Origin of the sequence: Stenotrophomonas maltophilia, from assembly GCF_025642255.1 — a bacterium.
Classification (GTDB): Bacteria; Pseudomonadota; Gammaproteobacteria; order Xanthomonadales; family Xanthomonadaceae; genus Stenotrophomonas; species Stenotrophomonas maltophilia_P.
The window spans coordinates 935,510-951,647 of sequence record NZ_CP106759.1 but is presented as its reverse complement, the minus strand read 5'-3'; the positions used below and the strand labels follow the sequence as shown (position 1 = coordinate 951,647).

At 67.8% G+C, this 16,138-nt stretch carries 19 protein-coding genes; 13 read left to right on the top strand and 6 right to left on the bottom strand.

What is annotated here, in order from left to right; all coding sequences use genetic code 11:
* Nucleotides 1-58 precede the first annotated feature (58 nt).
* Complete coding sequence (locus N8888_RS04470; RefSeq protein WP_111185994.1) at nucleotides 59-1,084, top strand: aminoglycoside phosphotransferase family protein; 1,026 nt, start codon at nucleotides 59-61, stop codon at nucleotides 1,082-1,084.
* A complete protein-coding gene (gene murU, locus N8888_RS04465) occupies nucleotides 1,081-1,791 on the top strand; it encodes an N-acetylmuramate alpha-1-phosphate uridylyltransferase MurU (protein ID WP_053516627.1) in 711 nt (236 codons plus the stop codon). The genes N8888_RS04470 and murU overlap by 4 nt, the downstream gene beginning before the upstream one ends.
* Nucleotides 1,792-2,219: 428 nt before the next feature.
* Here murU and hda read toward each other — a convergent pair whose 3' ends face one another.
* Genes hda through N8888_RS04450 form a run of 3 tightly spaced genes read right to left on the bottom strand, consistent with a single transcriptional unit; the run spans nucleotide 2,220 to nucleotide 5,223 of the window.
* The gene (gene hda, locus N8888_RS04460) at nucleotides 2,220-2,927 is read right to left on the bottom strand and encodes a DnaA regulatory inactivator Hda (RefSeq protein ID WP_053519433.1); all 708 of its coding nucleotides are present in this window, start codon (nucleotides 2,925-2,927) and stop codon (nucleotides 2,220-2,222) included.
* Nucleotides 2,927-4,099, bottom strand: a complete 1,173-nt coding sequence (locus N8888_RS04455) for an AI-2E family transporter (RefSeq protein ID WP_065174539.1) — start codon at nucleotides 4,097-4,099, stop codon at nucleotides 2,927-2,929. The genes hda and N8888_RS04455 overlap by 1 nt, the downstream gene beginning before the upstream one ends.
* The gene (locus N8888_RS04450) at nucleotides 4,096-5,223 is read right to left on the bottom strand and encodes a DUF2066 domain-containing protein (protein ID WP_227255408.1); all 1,128 of its coding nucleotides are present in this window, start codon (nucleotides 5,221-5,223) and stop codon (nucleotides 4,096-4,098) included. The genes N8888_RS04455 and N8888_RS04450 overlap by 4 nt, the downstream gene beginning before the upstream one ends.
* Nucleotides 5,224-5,335: 112 nt before the next feature.
* On the opposite strand from N8888_RS04450, the gene purM reads away from it, so the two are divergent.
* From purM to N8888_RS04425, 5 genes are all read left to right on the top strand, one after another.
* On the top strand, nucleotides 5,336-6,394 hold the full coding sequence (gene purM / locus N8888_RS04445; RefSeq protein ID WP_053519430.1) for a phosphoribosylformylglycinamidine cyclo-ligase: 1,059 nt from the start codon (nucleotides 5,336-5,338) through the stop codon (nucleotides 6,392-6,394).
* 19 nt (nucleotides 6,395-6,413) lie between these two features.
* Entirely contained in the window at nucleotides 6,414-6,902 is a 489-nt protein-coding gene (locus N8888_RS04440; protein ID WP_253118897.1) for a hypothetical protein, read from the top strand.
* A 19-nt stretch (nucleotides 6,903-6,921) separates the two neighbouring features.
* Nucleotides 6,922-7,581, top strand: a complete 660-nt coding sequence (gene purN, locus N8888_RS04435; RefSeq protein ID WP_253118896.1) for a phosphoribosylglycinamide formyltransferase — start codon at nucleotides 6,922-6,924, stop codon at nucleotides 7,579-7,581.
* Nucleotides 7,582-7,648: 67 nt separating this feature from the next.
* Nucleotides 7,649-8,461, top strand: a complete 813-nt coding sequence (locus N8888_RS04430; RefSeq protein WP_065174536.1) for a DUF3108 domain-containing protein — start codon at nucleotides 7,649-7,651, stop codon at nucleotides 8,459-8,461.
* 2 nt (nucleotides 8,462-8,463) lie between these two features.
* Complete coding sequence (locus N8888_RS04425; protein ID WP_262100181.1) at nucleotides 8,464-9,147, top strand: DUF3108 domain-containing protein; 684 nt, start codon at nucleotides 8,464-8,466, stop codon at nucleotides 9,145-9,147.
* Between the two features lie 86 nt (nucleotides 9,148-9,233).
* Here N8888_RS04425 and N8888_RS04420 read toward each other — a convergent pair whose 3' ends face one another.
* From N8888_RS04420 to N8888_RS04410, 3 genes are read right to left on the bottom strand one after another with little or no spacing between them, the layout of a single operon-like run.
* Entirely contained in the window at nucleotides 9,234-9,545 is a 312-nt protein-coding gene (locus tag N8888_RS04420; protein WP_053519425.1) for a hypothetical protein, read from the bottom strand.
* Nucleotides 9,542-10,813 carry a UDP-N-acetylglucosamine 1-carboxyvinyltransferase gene (gene murA / locus N8888_RS04415; RefSeq protein WP_053519424.1) on the bottom strand — a complete coding sequence of 424 codons (1,272 nt, stop codon included), beginning with the start codon at nucleotides 10,811-10,813 and terminating at the stop codon, nucleotides 9,542-9,544. Before murA ends, N8888_RS04420 begins: the two co-directional genes overlap by 4 nt.
* 22 nt (nucleotides 10,814-10,835) lie before the next feature.
* Entirely contained in the window at nucleotides 10,836-11,066 is a 231-nt protein-coding gene (locus N8888_RS04410; RefSeq protein WP_053519423.1) for a BolA family protein, read from the bottom strand.
* A 17-nt stretch (nucleotides 11,067-11,083) separates the two neighbouring features.
* Here N8888_RS04410 and N8888_RS04405 point away from each other — a divergent pair, with 17 nt between their 5' ends.
* The 6 genes from N8888_RS04405 to N8888_RS04380 all read left to right on the top strand — a co-directional run bounded on the left by N8888_RS04405 (nucleotide 11,084) and on the right by N8888_RS04380 (nucleotide 16,131).
* Nucleotides 11,084-12,121: a KpsF/GutQ family sugar-phosphate isomerase gene (locus N8888_RS04405; RefSeq protein ID WP_263177751.1), complete on the top strand. Its 1,038-nt coding sequence runs from the start codon at nucleotides 11,084-11,086 to the stop codon at nucleotides 12,119-12,121.
* Between the two features lie 66 nt (nucleotides 12,122-12,187).
* Nucleotides 12,188-12,736 carry a KdsC family phosphatase gene (locus N8888_RS04400; protein WP_262219174.1) on the top strand — a complete coding sequence of 183 codons (549 nt, stop codon included), beginning with the start codon at nucleotides 12,188-12,190 and terminating at the stop codon, nucleotides 12,734-12,736.
* Complete coding sequence (gene lptC / locus N8888_RS04395; protein ID WP_053519420.1) at nucleotides 12,733-13,308, top strand: LPS export ABC transporter periplasmic protein LptC; 576 nt, start codon at nucleotides 12,733-12,735, stop codon at nucleotides 13,306-13,308. The genes N8888_RS04400 and lptC overlap by 4 nt, the downstream gene beginning before the upstream one ends.
* A 105-nt stretch (nucleotides 13,309-13,413) precedes the next feature.
* Complete coding sequence (gene lptA, locus N8888_RS04390) at nucleotides 13,414-13,947, top strand: lipopolysaccharide transport periplasmic protein LptA (protein ID WP_197572244.1); 534 nt, start codon at nucleotides 13,414-13,416, stop codon at nucleotides 13,945-13,947.
* Nucleotides 13,947-14,666 carry an LPS export ABC transporter ATP-binding protein gene (lptB, locus tag N8888_RS04385; protein ID WP_065174533.1) on the top strand — a complete coding sequence of 240 codons (720 nt, stop codon included), beginning with the start codon at nucleotides 13,947-13,949 and terminating at the stop codon, nucleotides 14,664-14,666. Before lptA ends, lptB begins: the two co-directional genes overlap by 1 nt.
* A 40-nt stretch (nucleotides 14,667-14,706) precedes the next feature.
* Entirely contained in the window at nucleotides 14,707-16,131 is a 1,425-nt protein-coding gene (locus tag N8888_RS04380) for an RNA polymerase factor sigma-54 (RefSeq protein ID WP_263177746.1), read from the top strand.
* Nucleotides 16,132-16,138 lie beyond the last annotated feature (7 nt).

Below are 16,138 nucleotides of genomic sequence, written 5' to 3'. Positions count from 1 at the left end.
CCCACCTTTCCCTCCTGTCCCCGACGTCGGCGCGCCCCGCGCGCCCGGATATGCCCGCATGACCGAACCCGCCTCCGATCCCCAGCGCAGCGCGCAGCGACTGCAGTGGGCCCGTATCCAGCTTGGCGATGCACAGGCCGTGGTTGAACGTGCGTCGGTCGATGCGGGCATGCGCAGCTACTGGCGCGTCACCGGTACACGCGGCAGCCACATCGTGATGGATGCTCCGCCGGGACTGGAAGACCCCCGCCCCTGGCTGCGCATGCGCGGCCTGCTGCACGACCATGGCCTGCGTGTGCCGGCCCTGCTTGCGCAGGATCTGGACGCCGGCTTCCTGCTGCTGGAGGATCTCGGCGGTCCGACCCTGGCGAGAATCCTCGACGAGCGCAACGCCGACGAATGGTTCGGCCGCGCCATCGATCAGCTGCTGCGCCTGCAGGCGATCCCGGTGCCGGCCGACTTCGGCCAGTTCGGCGAAGCCCTGCTGCAGCGTGATGCCGGCCTGTTCGACGAATGGTTCCTGCAGCGCCATCTCAACCTGCAGCTGGACTGCGGCGAGGTCGAGGGCCTGCAGCTGGTCCATCGCCGGTTGATGGACAACGCACTGGGCCAGGCGCAGCTGATGACCCACCGCGACTACATGCCGCGCAATCTGATGCCCGTTGCCGACGGTCCGGCCGTGCTGGATTTCCAGGATCTGGTGCGGGGCCCGATCGCCTACGATGCCGTGAGCCTGTTCAAGGACGCGTTCCTGAGCTGGCCGCTGCAGCGTGTGGACGAGTGGCTCGCGCAGTACCACGCGCGCGCGCACGCTGCGGGCCTGCCGGTGCCCGACCGTGCGACCTTCCTGCGTGACGCGGACTGGATGGGCATCCAGCGCCACGTGAAGATCCTGGGCCTGTTCTGCCGCCTGCGTTATCGGGACAACAAGGGTCATTACCTGGACGATGCGCCGCGCTTCATCACCTATCTGGACGAAGTACTGCCGCGCTACCGCGAGCTGACCCCCCTGCGGCAGCTGCTGGACACACGCATCAAGCCGGCGCTGGCCGAGCTCGGCGCACCGATGCGCATGGCCCGATGAAGGCGCTGATCTTCGCCGCCGGTCTGGGCGAGCGTATGCGCCCGCTGACCCTGCACACACCCAAGCCGCTGCTCGCAGTGGCCGGCAAGCCGCTGATCGTCTGGCACCTGGAGCGCCTGGCCGCCTGCGGCGTGCGCGATATCGTGGTCAATACCGCGTGGCTGGCGGAACAATTCCCGGCGATGCTCGGCGATGGCAGCCGATGGGGTGTGCGCCTGCACTTCATGCATGAAGGCGATACCCCGCTGGAGACCGGCGGAGGCATTCTCAATGCTCTGCCGGCACTGGGTGAGGATCCGTTCCTGGTGGTCAACGGCGACATCTGGACCGATTTCGATTTCGCCACACTACCGCGCGAGCCGCGGGGCCAGGCGCATCTGGTGCTGGTCGACAACCCCACGCAGCATCCGCACGGTGATTACCGGCTGGACACACAGGGCCTGCTGCACCATGACCGCGAAGGACCGTGCCTGACCTATGCCGGCATCGGCGTGTACCGCCCTTCAATCGTGGCCGACTGGCGCACGGTGATTGGTGATGCGCCGGGCAGCGAGCGGCTGCCGCCGAAGTTCTCGGTGGTGCCACTGCAGAAGCACTTCATGGCGCAGGGGTTGATGACGGGGCAGCACCATCGCGGGCGCTGGACCGACGTCGGCACGGTGGATCGCCTGCGCGCGCTGGATGTTGAGTTGGCCGCGAACGGCTGAGCCCCTCGTGGTTGGTCGCTCCAATCAAAGCCGTGCCTGGCCGGGCGGCTGACAGTTTCCGTGCGCGTCCAGCCACGGAAGAGAGTAAAGAAAAGCAGAAGCAGGTTGCTTCGCTCACGAAGCGAAAGCGCATCCACGCGTAGCGTGGCTCTACCGTGTCGACCAAGGTCGACACCCACCAACAGCAGTGCAGTACGCAATCCCGGCAGATTGCGGGAACCTGTCGAAGGCGGGGTGGCTCAGGTTGCGGGGGCGTGAGCGCCATGGATGGCGCGACCGAGGCTACATGGACGTACTTGCGCCGTCCCCCGCAACCTGAGCCACCCCGCCTCCCCTGAGGAAGCCAGCGTTTGACGTTGACGTTGCTCCGGCTTCGGCACTGGCTTCGGCGGGTGCAGGGCGGCAGCCCTGCAAAACAAACCCCAACCTCAGTAGCGAGGGCGGCCTTCTTCCAGCACCTGGCGCAGGAACGGCACGGTGATCCGACGCTTGGCCGCCAGCGATTCGCGGTCCAGCCAGTCCAGCAGCGTGATCAGCCCGCCCAGCTCGCGCCCGGTGTGCGACAGCAGCCACTCGATCGCGGCCTCGTCGATGGCCAGCCCCCGTCGCAGCGCGCGCTCGCGCAGCACCGCCGCGCGTCCTTCCTCGTCCAGCGGCTGCAGCAGCACCCGCACGCACTGGCCCAGCCGCGAGCGCAGGTCCGGCAGCACCAGTCCGAGTTCGCCCGGCGCCTTCTGCGCCGTGTAGAGCACGGTCACGCCGGCAGCGCGCGCACGGTTATGGAAATCGAACAGGGCAATCTCGTCCTCACGGTTGCCGGCAATCTCGTCCAGTCCGTCCAGCGCGACCAGCTCGCGCGCCTCCAGCCCCTCCAGCGCTGCCCGCACACGGCCGGCCGCACTGGCCAGCGGCACATAGGTCGGCAGCCGCCCGGCCTGCTCGGCGCTGGAACACATCGCCAGCGCCTGATGCGTCTTGCCCGTGCCTGCCGCGCCTTCCAGGTAGACCCAGTCGTGGCTGGCACCGACCGCGATCGCGCGCAGCTGCGCCAGCGCACCATCCGGTGCGCCGATGAAGGTCTCCAGGCGCTGGTCCCGCGGGTAGTGCAGGGCCAGCGGCAATTGCGGCACACCCATCACTTCAGGTCGGGGCCCTTGTCGTTCGTGTCGAGGATGATGTGGGGCGGCTCGACCACACCGTCAAGCACGATCGCCGATTTCTCACCCGCGTAAAGATCGCTCTGCCGATAGCGCTGGTGCGCATAGCGCAGCAGCACGTTGGACACGGCAGCCACCGGCAGCGCCAGCAGCATGCCGAGGAAGCCGAACAGCTGGCCGCCTGCCATCACCGCGAAGATCACCGCCACCGGATGCAGGCCGATCTTGTCGCCGACGATGCGCGGCGTCAGTACATAACTCTCCAGCAACTGGCCGACCGTGAACACCACGCCGACCAGTATCAGCAGTTTCAGGTCGAAGCCCTGCGCCTGCACCAGCGCGGCGATGATCGCCATCAGGATGCCGGTGGTCGCGCCCAGGTACGGAATGAAGCTGATCAGGCCCGCGATCATGCCGATCAGCAGCCCCAGCTTCAGCCCCACCAGCGACAGGCCGCCCGCATAGATCACGCCCAGCGCCAGCATCACCAGGAACTGGCCGCGGATGAAGGCGCCCAGCACCTCGTTGGATTCGCGCGCCAGCGCCGTGATGGTGCCGATGTGGTTGCGCGGAATGACCGAGGCGACCCGCTCCACCAGCTTGTCCCAGTCGCGCAGGAAGTAGAACGCCAGGATCGGCAGCAGCAGGATGTTGACCACCCAGGTCACCATCGTGAAGCCCGAGCGCGAGACATATCCCATGAAGGTCTTGGCGAAGCCGCCCGCCTGCTGCCAATGGCTGCGCACCCATTCGATCAGGCGATCCGGGTCCAGCCACTGCATCACCTCCAGGCCGGTCTTCTGCTCGAACCACGGAATGCCGGTCTGCATCAGCCAGGCCTGCGCCTGCGGCACGGCCGCCACCAGGGTGGTGATCTGCTTTTCGATCATCGGCACCAGCACCAGCAGCGCGGCGACGATCACCAGCACCATGGCCACGAACACCAGCACCACGCCGGTCATGCGCGAGCGCCCGGTGGCCTCGATGCGGTCCACCAGCGGATCACCCAGCCAGGCCAGCGCCAGCGCCAGCACGAACGGCGTCAGGATCGGCGCCAGCAGCCACACGATCCAGCCGATCAGGCCGGCAAGCAGGATGTATTTGACCCGGCGCAGGAACTGCGCGATTTCAGCTTCCGGCGTCAGGGTCATCGCAGTCGGTACTCGTTGCTGACCGGCGCCTGCACCGGCACGCCGGTGGTGTCATCGATCGGTGTCGGAAGGGCAGGCAGCGGGGCGTTCGGAACCAGCACGCCGCTGTCACCCAGCATGCGGTTGAAGCCGGCCAGGCCGGTGGTCATTTCCACGGTCAGCTCCAGCCGGCCCGCGCTGGCGTGCAGCGGAGTGACATTGCGCACCACCGGCACGTCGCGCAGGCCTGCGGCCAGTCGCAGGTAGTCATCGGCACTGTTGATGCCGGTGACCACCACCCGGTAGCTGCCCGCCTGGCCGGTGGCTACACCTGCCTTGGCATAACGCTTGACCAGCGCGTCGGCCGCCCCATCGGCGCCCGCGGCCATCGCGCGCATGGCGTTGGCGTCCTTGCTGGTCCATCTGTTCAGTTCACGGCCATCGTCGACGAACACCCAGTCCGCCTGCCAGCCGCCATTGGCACGGTAGAGCTTGCCGATCAGCTGCATCGGCGGCGAGTAGCGCGAAGAGGCCCGGGCCACGGCGGCGCTGTCCTGGCGCCAGATGGCACCGGCCAGCGCCTGTTCGGCAGCGCCCCCACTGGGCAGGCCCAGCTTGTAGCCGCGCTCGATGGCGCGGTTCAGCAGCGGGCGCGCGGCATTGGCCTGCTGCACGCTGACCAGGCGCGGGCCGCTGCCGTCATCGACGGCCAGCCACAGCACCGGCTTCGGTCGGGGCTGCGGCCACAGCGGCAGGCCCAGCGCGGCGACCAGCGAATCGACGTCATCCTCGCGGAAACGGGCCACCAGCAGGGTGCGGAAACTGGGCGCACCGCTGGCGCTGACGCTCTGGTCCTGCTTGTAGTCGTAGCTGGCCACGTAATCCTTGGCATTGCGCAGGGCCTGCACCACGCCGGGCCGGGACATCACGCTGCGGTCGCCCGACAGCTTGCCCAGCACTACGCTCAGGGCGCGTGCCAGCCCGCCATTGCGGTCGGCCTCGGCCTGGCTGTTGACCGGCACTTCGGCCTCGTAGGCCCCACTGGCGGTGGCGACATCCCCCTCGGTGCGCAGGCCGCTCTGGGCCATCGTGGCCACCGGCAGGCTCAACGCAAGAAGCAGGGTGAGAATCAGGCTGCGGCGCATCAGGACATCCATTGGCTCGACGTATCCGGGGGGAATTGTTGCCCGAATACGGCCTGTGCGCCAATGCGGCCTGTTAAAATCGCCCGTTCAACCCCTGCCAGCGCCGACGCCCGTGACCAACACCCCGTCTTCCGCCCCCTCCCCCCTCACCTACCGTGACGCGGGCGTCGACATCGACGCCGGCAACGAGCTGGTCGAGCGGATCAAGCCCCTGGTCAAGCGCAGCTTCCGTCCGGAAGTGATGGGCGGCCTGGGCGGTTTCGGCGCCCTGTTCGACCTGTCCAACAAGTACCGCGAACCGGTGCTGGTGTCGGGTACCGACGGTGTCGGCACCAAGCTGAAGCTGGCCCACCAGCTGAACCGCCACGATACGATCGGCATCGATCTGGTCGCGATGTGCGTGAACGACGTGCTGGTGCAGGGCGCCGAGCCGCTGTTCTTCCTGGACTACTTCGCCACCGGCAAGCTGGACGTGGATACCGCCGCGGCGGTCGTGGGCGGCATCGCCAACGGCTGCACCGAGGCCGGCTGCGCACTGATCGGCGGCGAGACCGCTGAAATGCCCGACATGTATGCCCCGGGCGAGTACGATCTGGCCGGCTTCACCGTGGCCGCGGTGGAAAAGAGCGAACTGAAGGATGGCGCCAGCGTGGCGGCCGGCGATGTGCTGATCGGCATCGCCTCGTCCGGCCCGCACTCCAACGGCTACTCGCTGGTCCGCCGCATCTACGACCGCGCCGGGCGTCCGGCCGATCTTGAGCTGGAAGGCGGCGTGAAGCTGGTCGACGCGCTGATGGCACCGACCCGGTTGTACGTCAAGCCGATCCTGTCGCTGCTGAAGTCGCACGGCGATGCCATCCATGGCATGGCCCACATCACCGGTGGCGGACTGACCGAGAACATCATCCGGGTGGTCCCGGACGGCCTCGGCCTGGACATCCAGGCGGCCTCGTGGACGCTGCCGCCGGTGTTCCAGTGGCTGCAGAAGGAAGGCGCGGTCGCCGACAGCGAAATGTGGCGCACCTTCAACTGCGGCATCGGCTTCGTGCTGATCGTCGCGCCGGACCAGGTCGAGGCGGTGTCCGCCGCGGTCACGGCCCAGGGCCTGGATCACTGGACCATCGGCCAGGTCGTCACCACCGAAGGCGCCGAGCGCGTCCGCATCGCCTGACCCCTGCAGAGGAGCCCGCATGGACGCAATGCCCCCATCCCCCTCGAACCCGGTGCCGCCGCCGCTGCTGACGGCACCCGTATTCGGCCCGCAGGACGCCAGCCATCTGCGGGCGCTGTCCATCGGCCACTACGTGGTTGGTGCGCTCATCGCACTGTTCTCGCTGATCTTCATCATCCACATCGTGCTGGGCGTGAGCGCCCTGACCGGGGCATTGCCGCTGAGCTCGGAGGGGCAGCCCTCATCGCCCGCCGAGCAGCGGATGTTCGGCTGGATGTTCACCATCATCGGCAGCGTGATCGTGGTGGGCGGCGTCACCCTGGGCGCCTTCGTCGCCTACGCCGGGCGCTGCCTGGCGCAGCGCCGCCGTTACGTGCTGTGCCTGGTGGTCGCGGGCCTGTCCTGCCTGTTCACCCCGGTGGGCACGGTGCTGGGGGTGTTCACCCTGATCGCCCTGCTACGCCCCCAGGTGAAAGCCGTGTTCGACACTCCGTCGGCAAGCATTTGAGCCGCCTGGGTTGCCGGTAATGAACGCACCCCGCCGCATCGCCGTGCTCGCCTCCGGGCGCGGCAGCAACCTGCAGGCCATCCTGGATGCCATCGCGTCGGGCCGCCTGCCGGCCGACGTGGTGGGCGTGTTCTCCGACCGCCCCGATGCCGCGGCCCTGCAGCGGGTCGATCCTTCCCGGCGCTGGGCGCATGCACCGAAGGAATTCAGCGATCGTGCCGCCTACGAGCTGGCGCTGGGCGACGCGGTTGCCGCCTCCGCTCCGGACTGGATCGTCTGCGCCGGCTACATGCGCATTCTCGGCGCTGGCTTCGTGCAGCGCTTCAACGGTCGCCTGGTCAACATCCACCCGTCGCTGCTGCCGCTGTACAAGGGCCTGCATACGCACGCCCGGGCGCTGGAAGCCGGCGATGCCGAGCATGGCGCAAGCGTGCATCTGGTGGTGCCGGAGCTCGACGCGGGTACGGTGCTTGCGCAGGCGCGCGTGCCGGTGCTGGCGGGCGACGACGCACAGAGCCTTGCCGAGCGCGTGCTGGCAGTGGAACACCCGCTGCTGATCGCCAGCCTGCAGCTGCTGTGCGATGGCCGGCTGGCTGAACGGGAGGGACAGGCGATCTTCGACGGTCACCCCCTGTTTAGGCCGCTGGCCCTAGATTCCGCCGGAAACCTGAACCGATAACGTTCTGCACACGCCCCGCTGACTGCGGGGCTGGCATCCTGCCCCACTCCTGCGGCCCCTGTCCCCCATGAAGACCACGACGCTGCTGTGCACGCCCCTGCTGTTGTCGCTTGCCGTGTTGCCTGGCGTCGGCTGGGGCCAGGCACAGCCCTCTGCCGACCCGGCAGCTCCGTCGCAGGCCCCAGCCGCACCGGCCGTGCCCATGCTGCCCGCGCTGGCCTGGGAACCGCCGCCGCTGCAACCGTTCACCGCTACCTACCAGGCCTTCTACAAGGGCAAGGAAGCCGGCGATGCCACCATGCAGGTCACCCATACCGGCGGCAACCAGTGGCGGGTGGACATGCAGGTGGTGGGCCGCCGCGGCTTTGCCAGCGTGCTCGGCCTGAACATCGAGCAGAGCACGGTGTTCGAGGAGCGCGGCGGCGTCTATGCGCCGCTGAGCCAGAGCACGGTGCGCAAGGGCCTGTTCCTGGGCAAGAAGGCCGTCGGCACCTATAACTGGCAGGCCGGCACCGCGCAGTGGACCGGCGATGTGAAAAAGGATCGCGCGCAGCCCATTCCGCTGCAGGCCGGCGATCAGAGCGCCCTGCTGATCAACCTGGCGATCATGCGTGATGCCCGCCCGGGCGTGGCCATGCACTACCGCTACGTCGACATGGGCAAGGTGCGCCAGCACGACTACCAAGCCGCGCCGCAGACCGAGAACGTCGAGGTCGGCGACCTGTCCTACAACGCGCTGCGGGTATACCGCAGCAACGGCGGCAACAACGAAACCATTCTCTGGATCGCCAACGGTGTCCCCACCCCGGTGCGCATCCTGCAACGCGAAGATGGCGAAGACCGCGTCGATCTCCGCCTGATCGAATACCAAGGAGTCTGAGCATGAACACCCTCTCCCGCCCCCTGACGTGGATCGCCGCTGCCACCCTGTCGATGGCCAGCCTGCCGGCGATGGCCCTGGAGCCGTTCAAGGCCGACTATCTGGCCAGCTACATGGGCATGCAGGCCAACGGCACCATGACGCTGGCCAGTGAAGGCAGCAACAAGTGGCGCTACAGCCTGCAGGTGAAAAACCAGCTGGCCGACCTGAGCCAGAGCACCGTGTTCGAGGAAGTGCGCGGCCAGCTGCGTCCGCTCAGCAGCCAGGACCGCTCGGCGCTGCTGGTGAAGAAGCGCAACGTGCAGGCCAACTACAACTGGGCCAGCAACCAGGCCACCTGGACCGGCGACATCAAGCCGGACCGCGCCGGACCGATCGCCCTGAAGGCCGGCGACATGGATGCGCTGCTGATCAATCTGGCCATCGCCCGCGACCTGGCAGCCGGCAAGCCGTTGACCTACCGCATGGTCGACGAGGGCCGGATCAAGAACATGACCTACCGTGTGATCGGCAAGGAATCGATCACCGTGGGCGGCAAGAGCTACGAGGCGACCAAGGTGTCGCGTGCCGATGGCAACAAGGAGCTGATCGCCTGGATCGTGCCGGAGTTTCCGGTGCCGGCGCGCATGCTGCAGCGGGAAAGCGGCCGCGACGCGCTGGACCTGACCATCCGATCGATGAACTGAGTGCCGGGGTCGGATCCCATCCCCTCGGGGATGGGCTCTGACCCCGGGCCCCGCACAAGGAAAACGCCCGCTTGCGCGGGCGTTTTTCATTTCTTCTCTTCGGCCGGTTTGAACTCGGTGCGGCAGTCCACCCGGATCTGCTCACCGCTTCCGCGCCAGACGAAGGTGCGGCAATGGCGGTTGCCTTCCTGGCTGTCGTTCACCGACACGGCATAGAACGACTGGATGATCTCGTCACGCGATACCGTGCCGTCACCGTTCCAGTCCATGTCCTTCTGCTCGATGCCGCGGGTGATGGCGATATCGGCGTACCAGGCATACCCCAGCCACGCCAGCACGATCAGCACCAGCGCCAGCAGCGCCTTGCGACGCGGGCTGAATTTTCCGCGAAGGATCATGGCACGCGCCGGATGGTGGCACCGAGCGAAGACAGCTTCTCTTCGATGTTCTCGTAGCCGCGATCGAGGTGGTAGATGCGATCGATGGTGGTATCGCCGCTGGCCATCAGGCCGGCCAGGATCAGCGATGCCGATGCACGCAGGTCGGTGGCCATGACCGGCGCGCCGCTCAGGTGCTCGCTGCCACGCACGATCGCGGTATGGCCTTCGACCTGGATGTCCGCGCCCAGGCGCAGCAGCTCGTTGACGTGCATGAAACGGTTCTCGAAGATCGTTTCGTTGATCACGCCAACGCCGTCGGCCACGCAGTTGAGCGCCATGAACTGCGCCTGCATGTCGGTCGGGAATGCCGGATACGGCGCGGTGGTCAGGTTCACCGCCTTCGGCCGCTTGCCCTGCATGTCCAGGGTGATGCTGTCCTCGGTGGTCTCGATCCGGGCGCCCGCCTCGACCAGCTTGGACAGCACCGCGTCCATGGTGTTCGGACGTGCGCGGTTGACCGTGACCTTGCCGCCGGTCATCGCGGCGGCCACCAGGAAGGTGCCTGTCTCGATGCGGTCGGGCAGCACTTCATGACGGCCACCGGAGAGGCGCTCCACGCCTTCGATCACCAGGCGGGCGGTGCCGAGGCCTTCGATCTTCGCACCCAGAGCGATCAGGCAATGGGCCAGATCGGTCACCTCCGGCTCCATCGCGCAGTTGTCGAGGATGGTGGTGCCTTCGGCCAGCACCGCGCCCATCAGCACGTTCTCGGTCCCGGTCACGCTCACCATGTCGAAGGTGAAGTGGCCACCCTTCAAGCGCTTGGCCGAAGCCTTGATGAATCCGTTCTCGACCACGATGTCGGCACCAAGCGCCTGCAGGCCCTTGATGTGCTGGTCGACCGGACGCGAGCCGATGGCACAGCCACCGGGCAGCGACACTTCGGCCGCACCGAAACGGGCCAGCAGCGGACCCAGCACCAGGATCGACGCACGCATGGTCTTGACCAGTTCGTACGGCGCCACATGCTGGTTCACCGCACGCGGGTCGACCACGATCGCGCTGCCGCGCGACAGCGTGCCCTGGTCGATGGTGACCTTGGCGCCCAGTTCGCCCAGCAGCTTCACCGTGGTGACCACATCGTGCAGGTGGGGCACGTTGGTGATCTCCACCGGCTCATCGGCCAGCAGGGTCGCGCAGAGGATGGGGAGGACGGCGTTCTTGGCGCCGGAGATGCTCACTTCACCGTGCAGCGCAGCGCCGCCGGTCACAACGATCTTGGCCATGGGGTTCGGGATCTTCTGCGGTTCAGCCGGCTTCGGCCGGGGTCACGGTTTTCAGCGCCAGCGCGTGGATCGCGCCGCCCATCAGGTCGCCCAGCGTGGCATAGACCATGCGGTGGCGGGCCAGCGGCATCTTGCCGGCAAAGGCGTCGCAGACCACGGTCGCTTCGAAATGCACGCCATCGTCGCCCCGCACATCGGCGCGGGCGCCAGGCAGGCCGGTTTCGATCAGGTTGCGGATGGTGTCGGCGTCCAACGGGCTTTCCTAATAAAATGAACCCTCATTCTACTTCCGCTGCGTGGCGTCCGCATGGCCGAGTCCCTCCCGCCCCCCGTTCCGTCGAGCCGGCCGCCCTGGTGGCCAGCGGCCGCCGCGTGTTCGAGATCGAGCAGCAGGCACTGCAGGCGGTCGCCGAGCGCCTGGGCGAGCCGTTCCAGAAGGCCTGCCAGGTGATCCTGGGCAGCCGCGGGCGGGTGGTCGCCACCGGCATGGGCAAGTCAGGCCATGTGGCGCGCAAGATCGCCGCAACCCTGGCGTCCACCGGTACCCCGGCGTTCTACGTGCACCCGGGCGAGGCCGGCCATGGCGACCTGGGCATGATCACCGAAGCCGACGTGGTACTGGCCCTGTCCTATTCGGGCGAATCGGACGAAGTGCTGATGCTGCTGCCGGTGCTCAAGCGCCAGGGCAACGTGTTGATCTCCATGACCGGCCGCCCGCAGTCCAGCCTGGCGACCGCCTCCGACGTTCACCTGGACGTCAGCGTGCCGGCCGAGGCCTGCCCGCTGGCGCTGGCTCCGACCTCGAGCACCACCGCCTCGCTGGCGATGGGCGACGCGCTGGCGGTGGCCCTGCTGGACGCGCGCGGCTTCACCGCTGACGATTTCGCCCGCTCGCATCCGGCCGGCAGCCTTGGCCGTCGCCTGCTGCTGCATATCACCGACGTCATGCATACCGGTGCCGATCTGCCCAGGGTCGATGCCGGCGCCAGCCTCAGCGAGGCCCTGGTGGAGATGAGCCGCAAGCGCCTGGGCATGACCGCCGTGGTCGATGCCGAGGGCGTGCTGATCGGCCTGTTCACTGACGGTGACCTGCGCCGGGCACTGGACAGTGCGCTGGACGTGCGCACGGCAAAGATCGCCGATGTGATGACGCGCAACCCCCGCACCATCGGAGCCGACCAGTTGGCGGTGGAGGCCGCCCGCCAGATGGAAACCCAGCAGATCAACGGCCTGATCGTGGTCGATGACCAGGGCCGCGCCGTCGGCGCCCTGAACATTCATGACCTGTTGCGGGCCCGGGTGGTTTAACCGACAGTCCGTAGACCCCATTCAGTCTGTAACCCCACACCTGCCCTGATCGAGTTCAACGTCCTGATGCCCTGGTCCCCCCTGCCCGCCTTCCCCGCCCACCTGCATGCCGCTGCGGCGCGGATCCGCATGGCCTGCTTCGACGTGGACGGCACCCTCACCGACGGTCGGCTGTACTACGACCAGGACGGCAACGAGAGCAAGGCGTATTTCGTGCAGGATGGCCTGGGCCTGAAACTGCTGCAGCAGCACGGCATCCACCCCGTGCTGATCACCGCGCGCAACAGCCAGTCCGCGCTCAGGCGCGGTGCCGATCTCGGCATTGATACCCACATCGCCGTGGGCGACAAGCTGGCCAGCGTGCGGGCCCTGTGTGCCCAGCGCGGCATCGGCCTGGAACAGGTCGCCTTCCTCGGCGATGACCTGCCGGATCTGGCGCCCCTGGGTGCGGTCGGCCTGGCCGTGGCGCCGGCCAATGCCCATCCGTGGATCGCCGAACGCGTGCACTGGCAGACCCGTTCCGAAGGCGGGCGCGGCGCGGCGCGTGAGCTGTGCGACGTTCTGCTGGCCGCGCAGGGTCATGTCGCGTCGGTCCTGGCGAGGTATGGCGCATGAACGCACCGACCGTGAACTGGCGCACCGTGCTCGGCATCGGCCTGCTGCTGGCGGCCCTGCTCAGCAGCTGGGCCGCGCTGCGCAACCGCGACAAGGGCCCGGCCCAGAGCGGCCAGGAAGTCGGCGTGGATTACATCCTGCACGACTTCCAGATCGTCGCCCTGGACGAGCAGGGCAAGGAATCGACCACCCTGCGCGCGCCGCGGCTGGAGCGGCAGCGCGGCGACCAGACCATCAACATCGCCACGCCACTGTTCGAGATGCCCGACAAGGACGGCAGGCACTGGACACTGCGCGCGGAGACCGGCTGGCTGAGCGCCAAGGGTGACGAACTGAAGCTGCGCGGCAAGGTGGCGGGTGACAGTCCGGCTGCCCCCGGCGTCGTGCCGACCACCTTCCGCACCGACCACCTGGACGTGTTCCCCAAGGAGAGCCGGGCCCGGACCGACGCCCTGGTGACCATGACCCGCCCCGGCATGGAGCAGTCCGGCGTCGGGTTCGAGGTGGATTCGAAGAACAACACGTATCATTTCCTCAGCCAGTCCAAGGGTCGCTACACGCCCAGACGCTGATTCCGCCGCCCGGCCCGCGACGTCCCTGGACAGGCGCGGCGCCGGCAGCCCCCACCCGCTGCTGCCCTCCTGACCGGGCAGCCACCACCGGCAGAACGGACCCCGATGAAGATCCCCTTTGCAGCCATGCTCGCACTCAGTCTTCTTGTCCCCGCCCTCGCGCAGGCGAAGTCGACCGACCGCAACGAGCCCATGAACATCGATGCCGGTGCACAGAACGGCATGCTCACCGGCGACGGCAAAACCGTGCTGTCGCAGGGCGTGATCATCACCCAGGGCACGCTGGACCTGCGCTCGTCCGAAGCGGAGATCTATCTCAAGGACGGCGAGCCGGTGCGTGTGGTGTTCACCGGCAAGCAGGCGAAGTTGAAGCAGCAGCTCGATGACGGCACCTGGATGGATGCGCTCGCCGACCGCATCGACTACGACATCAAGACCGAGATCATCACCCTCACCGGCAACTACAAGGTCACCAGCGCGCGCGGCACCAACGCCGGCCAGCGCATGGTCTACAACACCCGTACCGGCGAGATGAACTCCGGCGGCGACGGCAGCCGCGTGCGCACGGTTATCCCGCCCAAGAACAAGGCGCCTGCCGCCACCACCACGCCGGCGCAGCCGGCCGGGAGCCGGAAGTAATGCTCGTCGCCAAGGGCCTGCGCAAGCGCTATAAGCAACGTGAGGTCGTCAAGGACTTCGGGCTCACCCTCGAAGCGGGCGAAGTGGTAGGCCTGCTCGGCCCCAACGGTGCCGGCAAGACCACCTGCTTCTACATGATCGTCGGCCTGGTTGCCGCCGATGCCGGCAGCATCGTGCTCGATGGCAAGGACATCACCGGCGATCCGATGTACACCCGTGCCAAGCAGGGCGTGGGCTACCTGCCGCAGGAGCCTTCGGTGTTCCGCAAGCTGACCGTGGCCGACAACATCCGCCTGGTGCTGGAACTGCGCGAGGATCTGGACTCGGCGGGCCGCGAGCGCGAGTTGAGCAGCCTGCTGGACGAACTGCAGCTGGGCCATGTGTCCGAACAGCTTGGCGCCAGCCTGTCCGGCGGCGAGCGCCGCCGCTGCGAAATCGCCCGCGCGCTGGCGGCGCAACCCCGGCTGATCCTGCTCGACGAACCGTTTGCCGGTGTCGATCCGATCTCGGTCGGCGAGATCCAGCGCATCGTCACCCACCTCAAGCAGCGCGGCATCGGTGTGCTGATCACCGACCACAACGTGCGCGAGACCTTGGGAATCTGCGACCGCGCGTATATCCTCGCCGAGGGCACCGTACTGGCCCAGGGTTCGCCGGAATCGATCCTGGACAATGCCGACGTACGTCGCGTCTACCTTGGGGACTCGTTCAAGCTGTGACCGCAGCTGCCGGGTTCCATTCCCCCTCTTCGGCACAGGCATGAAGACTCGGCTGCAGACATCGTTGGGACAGCAGCTGGTGCTCACGCCCCAGCTGCAGCAGGCGATCAAGCTGCTGCAGATGTCCAGCACCGAGCTGGAACTGGAGATCGCCCAGGCGGTGGAGAGCAATCCGCTGCTGGACTGGGCCGAAGGCAACGAGAGCGATGCCGCTGCCGGCGACGATGGCAACGGCGATGACGCCCCGCCCGAACGCGCCGACGCCGGCCAGGAGGACGACTGGGCAACGGCGGAACCGGACTGGAGCACCGCCGGCAGCGGCGGCAGCTTCGACGACGATGACGACAGCGGCAGCGCGGCCGAACGCGTGGCCGAAACCGAGACCCTGGCCGACCACCTGCTGTGGCAGCTGCACCTGTCGCATCTGTCCGCACGCGACCGCAGCATCGGGGCTGCCCTGATCGACGCCCTGGACGACGATGGCTACCTGCGCGAACCGCTGTCCACCATCGCCGAAACCCTGCTGCCGGCGATCCACGCCGGCGAGGACGAGATCCTCACCGTACTGCACCAGATCCAGCGCTTCGATCCGGTCGGAGTAGCGGCACGCAGCTTGGGCGAATGCCTGCAGCTGCAACTGGACGTACTGGCGGCCGACACACCTGGCCTTGCCCTGGCACGCCAGGTCGCTGCCGGGCCGCTGGAGCGGCTGCCGCGCAGCGGCGTGGTTGGGCTGGCGCACGAACTCCGGCAGCCCCTGGCCGATGTCGAGACCGCCGTGGCCCTGCTGCGGTCGCTGGACCCGCGCCCGGGCACCCAGATCGCGCCGCTGTCGCAGGACACCTACGTGGTGCCGGACGTAGTCGTCTGGCGGCAGAACGGCGTGTGGCGCGCCGCGCTGGCCGGCCATGCCGGGCCGAAGGTGGTCATCCACCGCGGTTACGAACAGATGATCCGCCGCTGCGGTGAGGCCGACGCCGGCTACCTGCGCGCCCAGCTGCAGGAGGCGCGCTGGCTGCTGAAAGGTCTGCAGCAGCGTGGCGAGACCCTGCTGCGGGTGGTGCGCTGCCTGATCCTGCAGCAGTCCGGCTTCCTGGAGTTCGGCGAACAGGCACTGCGCCCGCTCACCCTGCGTGAGATCGCCGCCGAACTGGGCCTGCACGAATCCACCATTTCGCGGGCGATCGCCCGCAAGCATGTCCGGACCCCACGCGGCACCCTGCCGCTGCGCGCCTTCTTCGCGTCGGGCATCGATACCGAAGGCGGCGGTGAGGCATCCAGCACCGCCATCCAGGCAATGATCCGGCGCCTGATCGATGACGAAAACCCGCGCAAGCCCCTTTCTGACGCCAAGCTGGCTGACCTGCTCAAATCGTCGGGAATTCCAGTGGCGCGACGCACCGTGGCGAAGTATCGTGAAGCCATGAACATTTCCGCCTCGCACGAAAGGGTCAGAATCGCTTGACGCACCG

Excerpts from the sequence above, each read along its gene's own strand:
- N8888_RS04470 (WP_111185994.1), top strand. The coding sequence starts at position 59 with ATGACCGAACCCGCCTCCGATCCCCAGCGCAGCGCGCAGCGACTGCAG.
- murU (WP_053516627.1), top strand. The coding sequence starts at position 1,081 with ATGAAGGCGCTGATCTTCGCCGCCGGTCTGGGCGAGCGTATGCGCCCG.
- hda (WP_053519433.1), bottom strand. The coding sequence starts at position 2,927 with ATGGGTGTGCCGCAATTGCCGCTGGCCCTGCACTACCCGCGGGACCAG.
- N8888_RS04455 (WP_065174539.1), bottom strand. The coding sequence starts at position 4,099 with ATGACCCTGACGCCGGAAGCTGAAATCGCGCAGTTCCTGCGCCGGGTC.
- N8888_RS04450 (WP_227255408.1), bottom strand. The coding sequence starts at position 5,223 with ATGCGCCGCAGCCTGATTCTCACCCTGCTTCTTGCGTTGAGCCTGCCG.
- N8888_RS04440 (WP_253118897.1), top strand. The coding sequence starts at position 6,414 with ATGGACGCAATGCCCCCATCCCCCTCGAACCCGGTGCCGCCGCCGCTG.
- purN (WP_253118896.1), top strand. The coding sequence starts at position 6,922 with ATGAACGCACCCCGCCGCATCGCCGTGCTCGCCTCCGGGCGCGGCAGC.
- N8888_RS04430 (WP_065174536.1), top strand. The coding sequence starts at position 7,649 with ATGAAGACCACGACGCTGCTGTGCACGCCCCTGCTGTTGTCGCTTGCC.
- N8888_RS04425 (WP_262100181.1), top strand. The coding sequence starts at position 8,464 with ATGAACACCCTCTCCCGCCCCCTGACGTGGATCGCCGCTGCCACCCTG.
- N8888_RS04420 (WP_053519425.1), bottom strand. The coding sequence starts at position 9,545 with ATGATCCTTCGCGGAAAATTCAGCCCGCGTCGCAAGGCGCTGCTGGCG.
- murA (WP_053519424.1), bottom strand. The coding sequence starts at position 10,813 with ATGGCCAAGATCGTTGTGACCGGCGGCGCTGCGCTGCACGGTGAAGTG.
- N8888_RS04405 (WP_263177751.1), top strand. The coding sequence starts at position 11,084 with ATGAACCCTCATTCTACTTCCGCTGCGTGGCGTCCGCATGGCCGAGTC.
- N8888_RS04400 (WP_262219174.1), top strand. The coding sequence starts at position 12,188 with ATGCCCTGGTCCCCCCTGCCCGCCTTCCCCGCCCACCTGCATGCCGCT.
- lptC (WP_053519420.1), top strand. The coding sequence starts at position 12,733 with ATGAACGCACCGACCGTGAACTGGCGCACCGTGCTCGGCATCGGCCTG.
- lptA (WP_197572244.1), top strand. The coding sequence starts at position 13,414 with ATGAAGATCCCCTTTGCAGCCATGCTCGCACTCAGTCTTCTTGTCCCC.
- lptB (WP_065174533.1), top strand. The coding sequence starts at position 13,947 with ATGCTCGTCGCCAAGGGCCTGCGCAAGCGCTATAAGCAACGTGAGGTC.
- N8888_RS04380 (WP_263177746.1), top strand. The coding sequence starts at position 14,707 with ATGAAGACTCGGCTGCAGACATCGTTGGGACAGCAGCTGGTGCTCACG.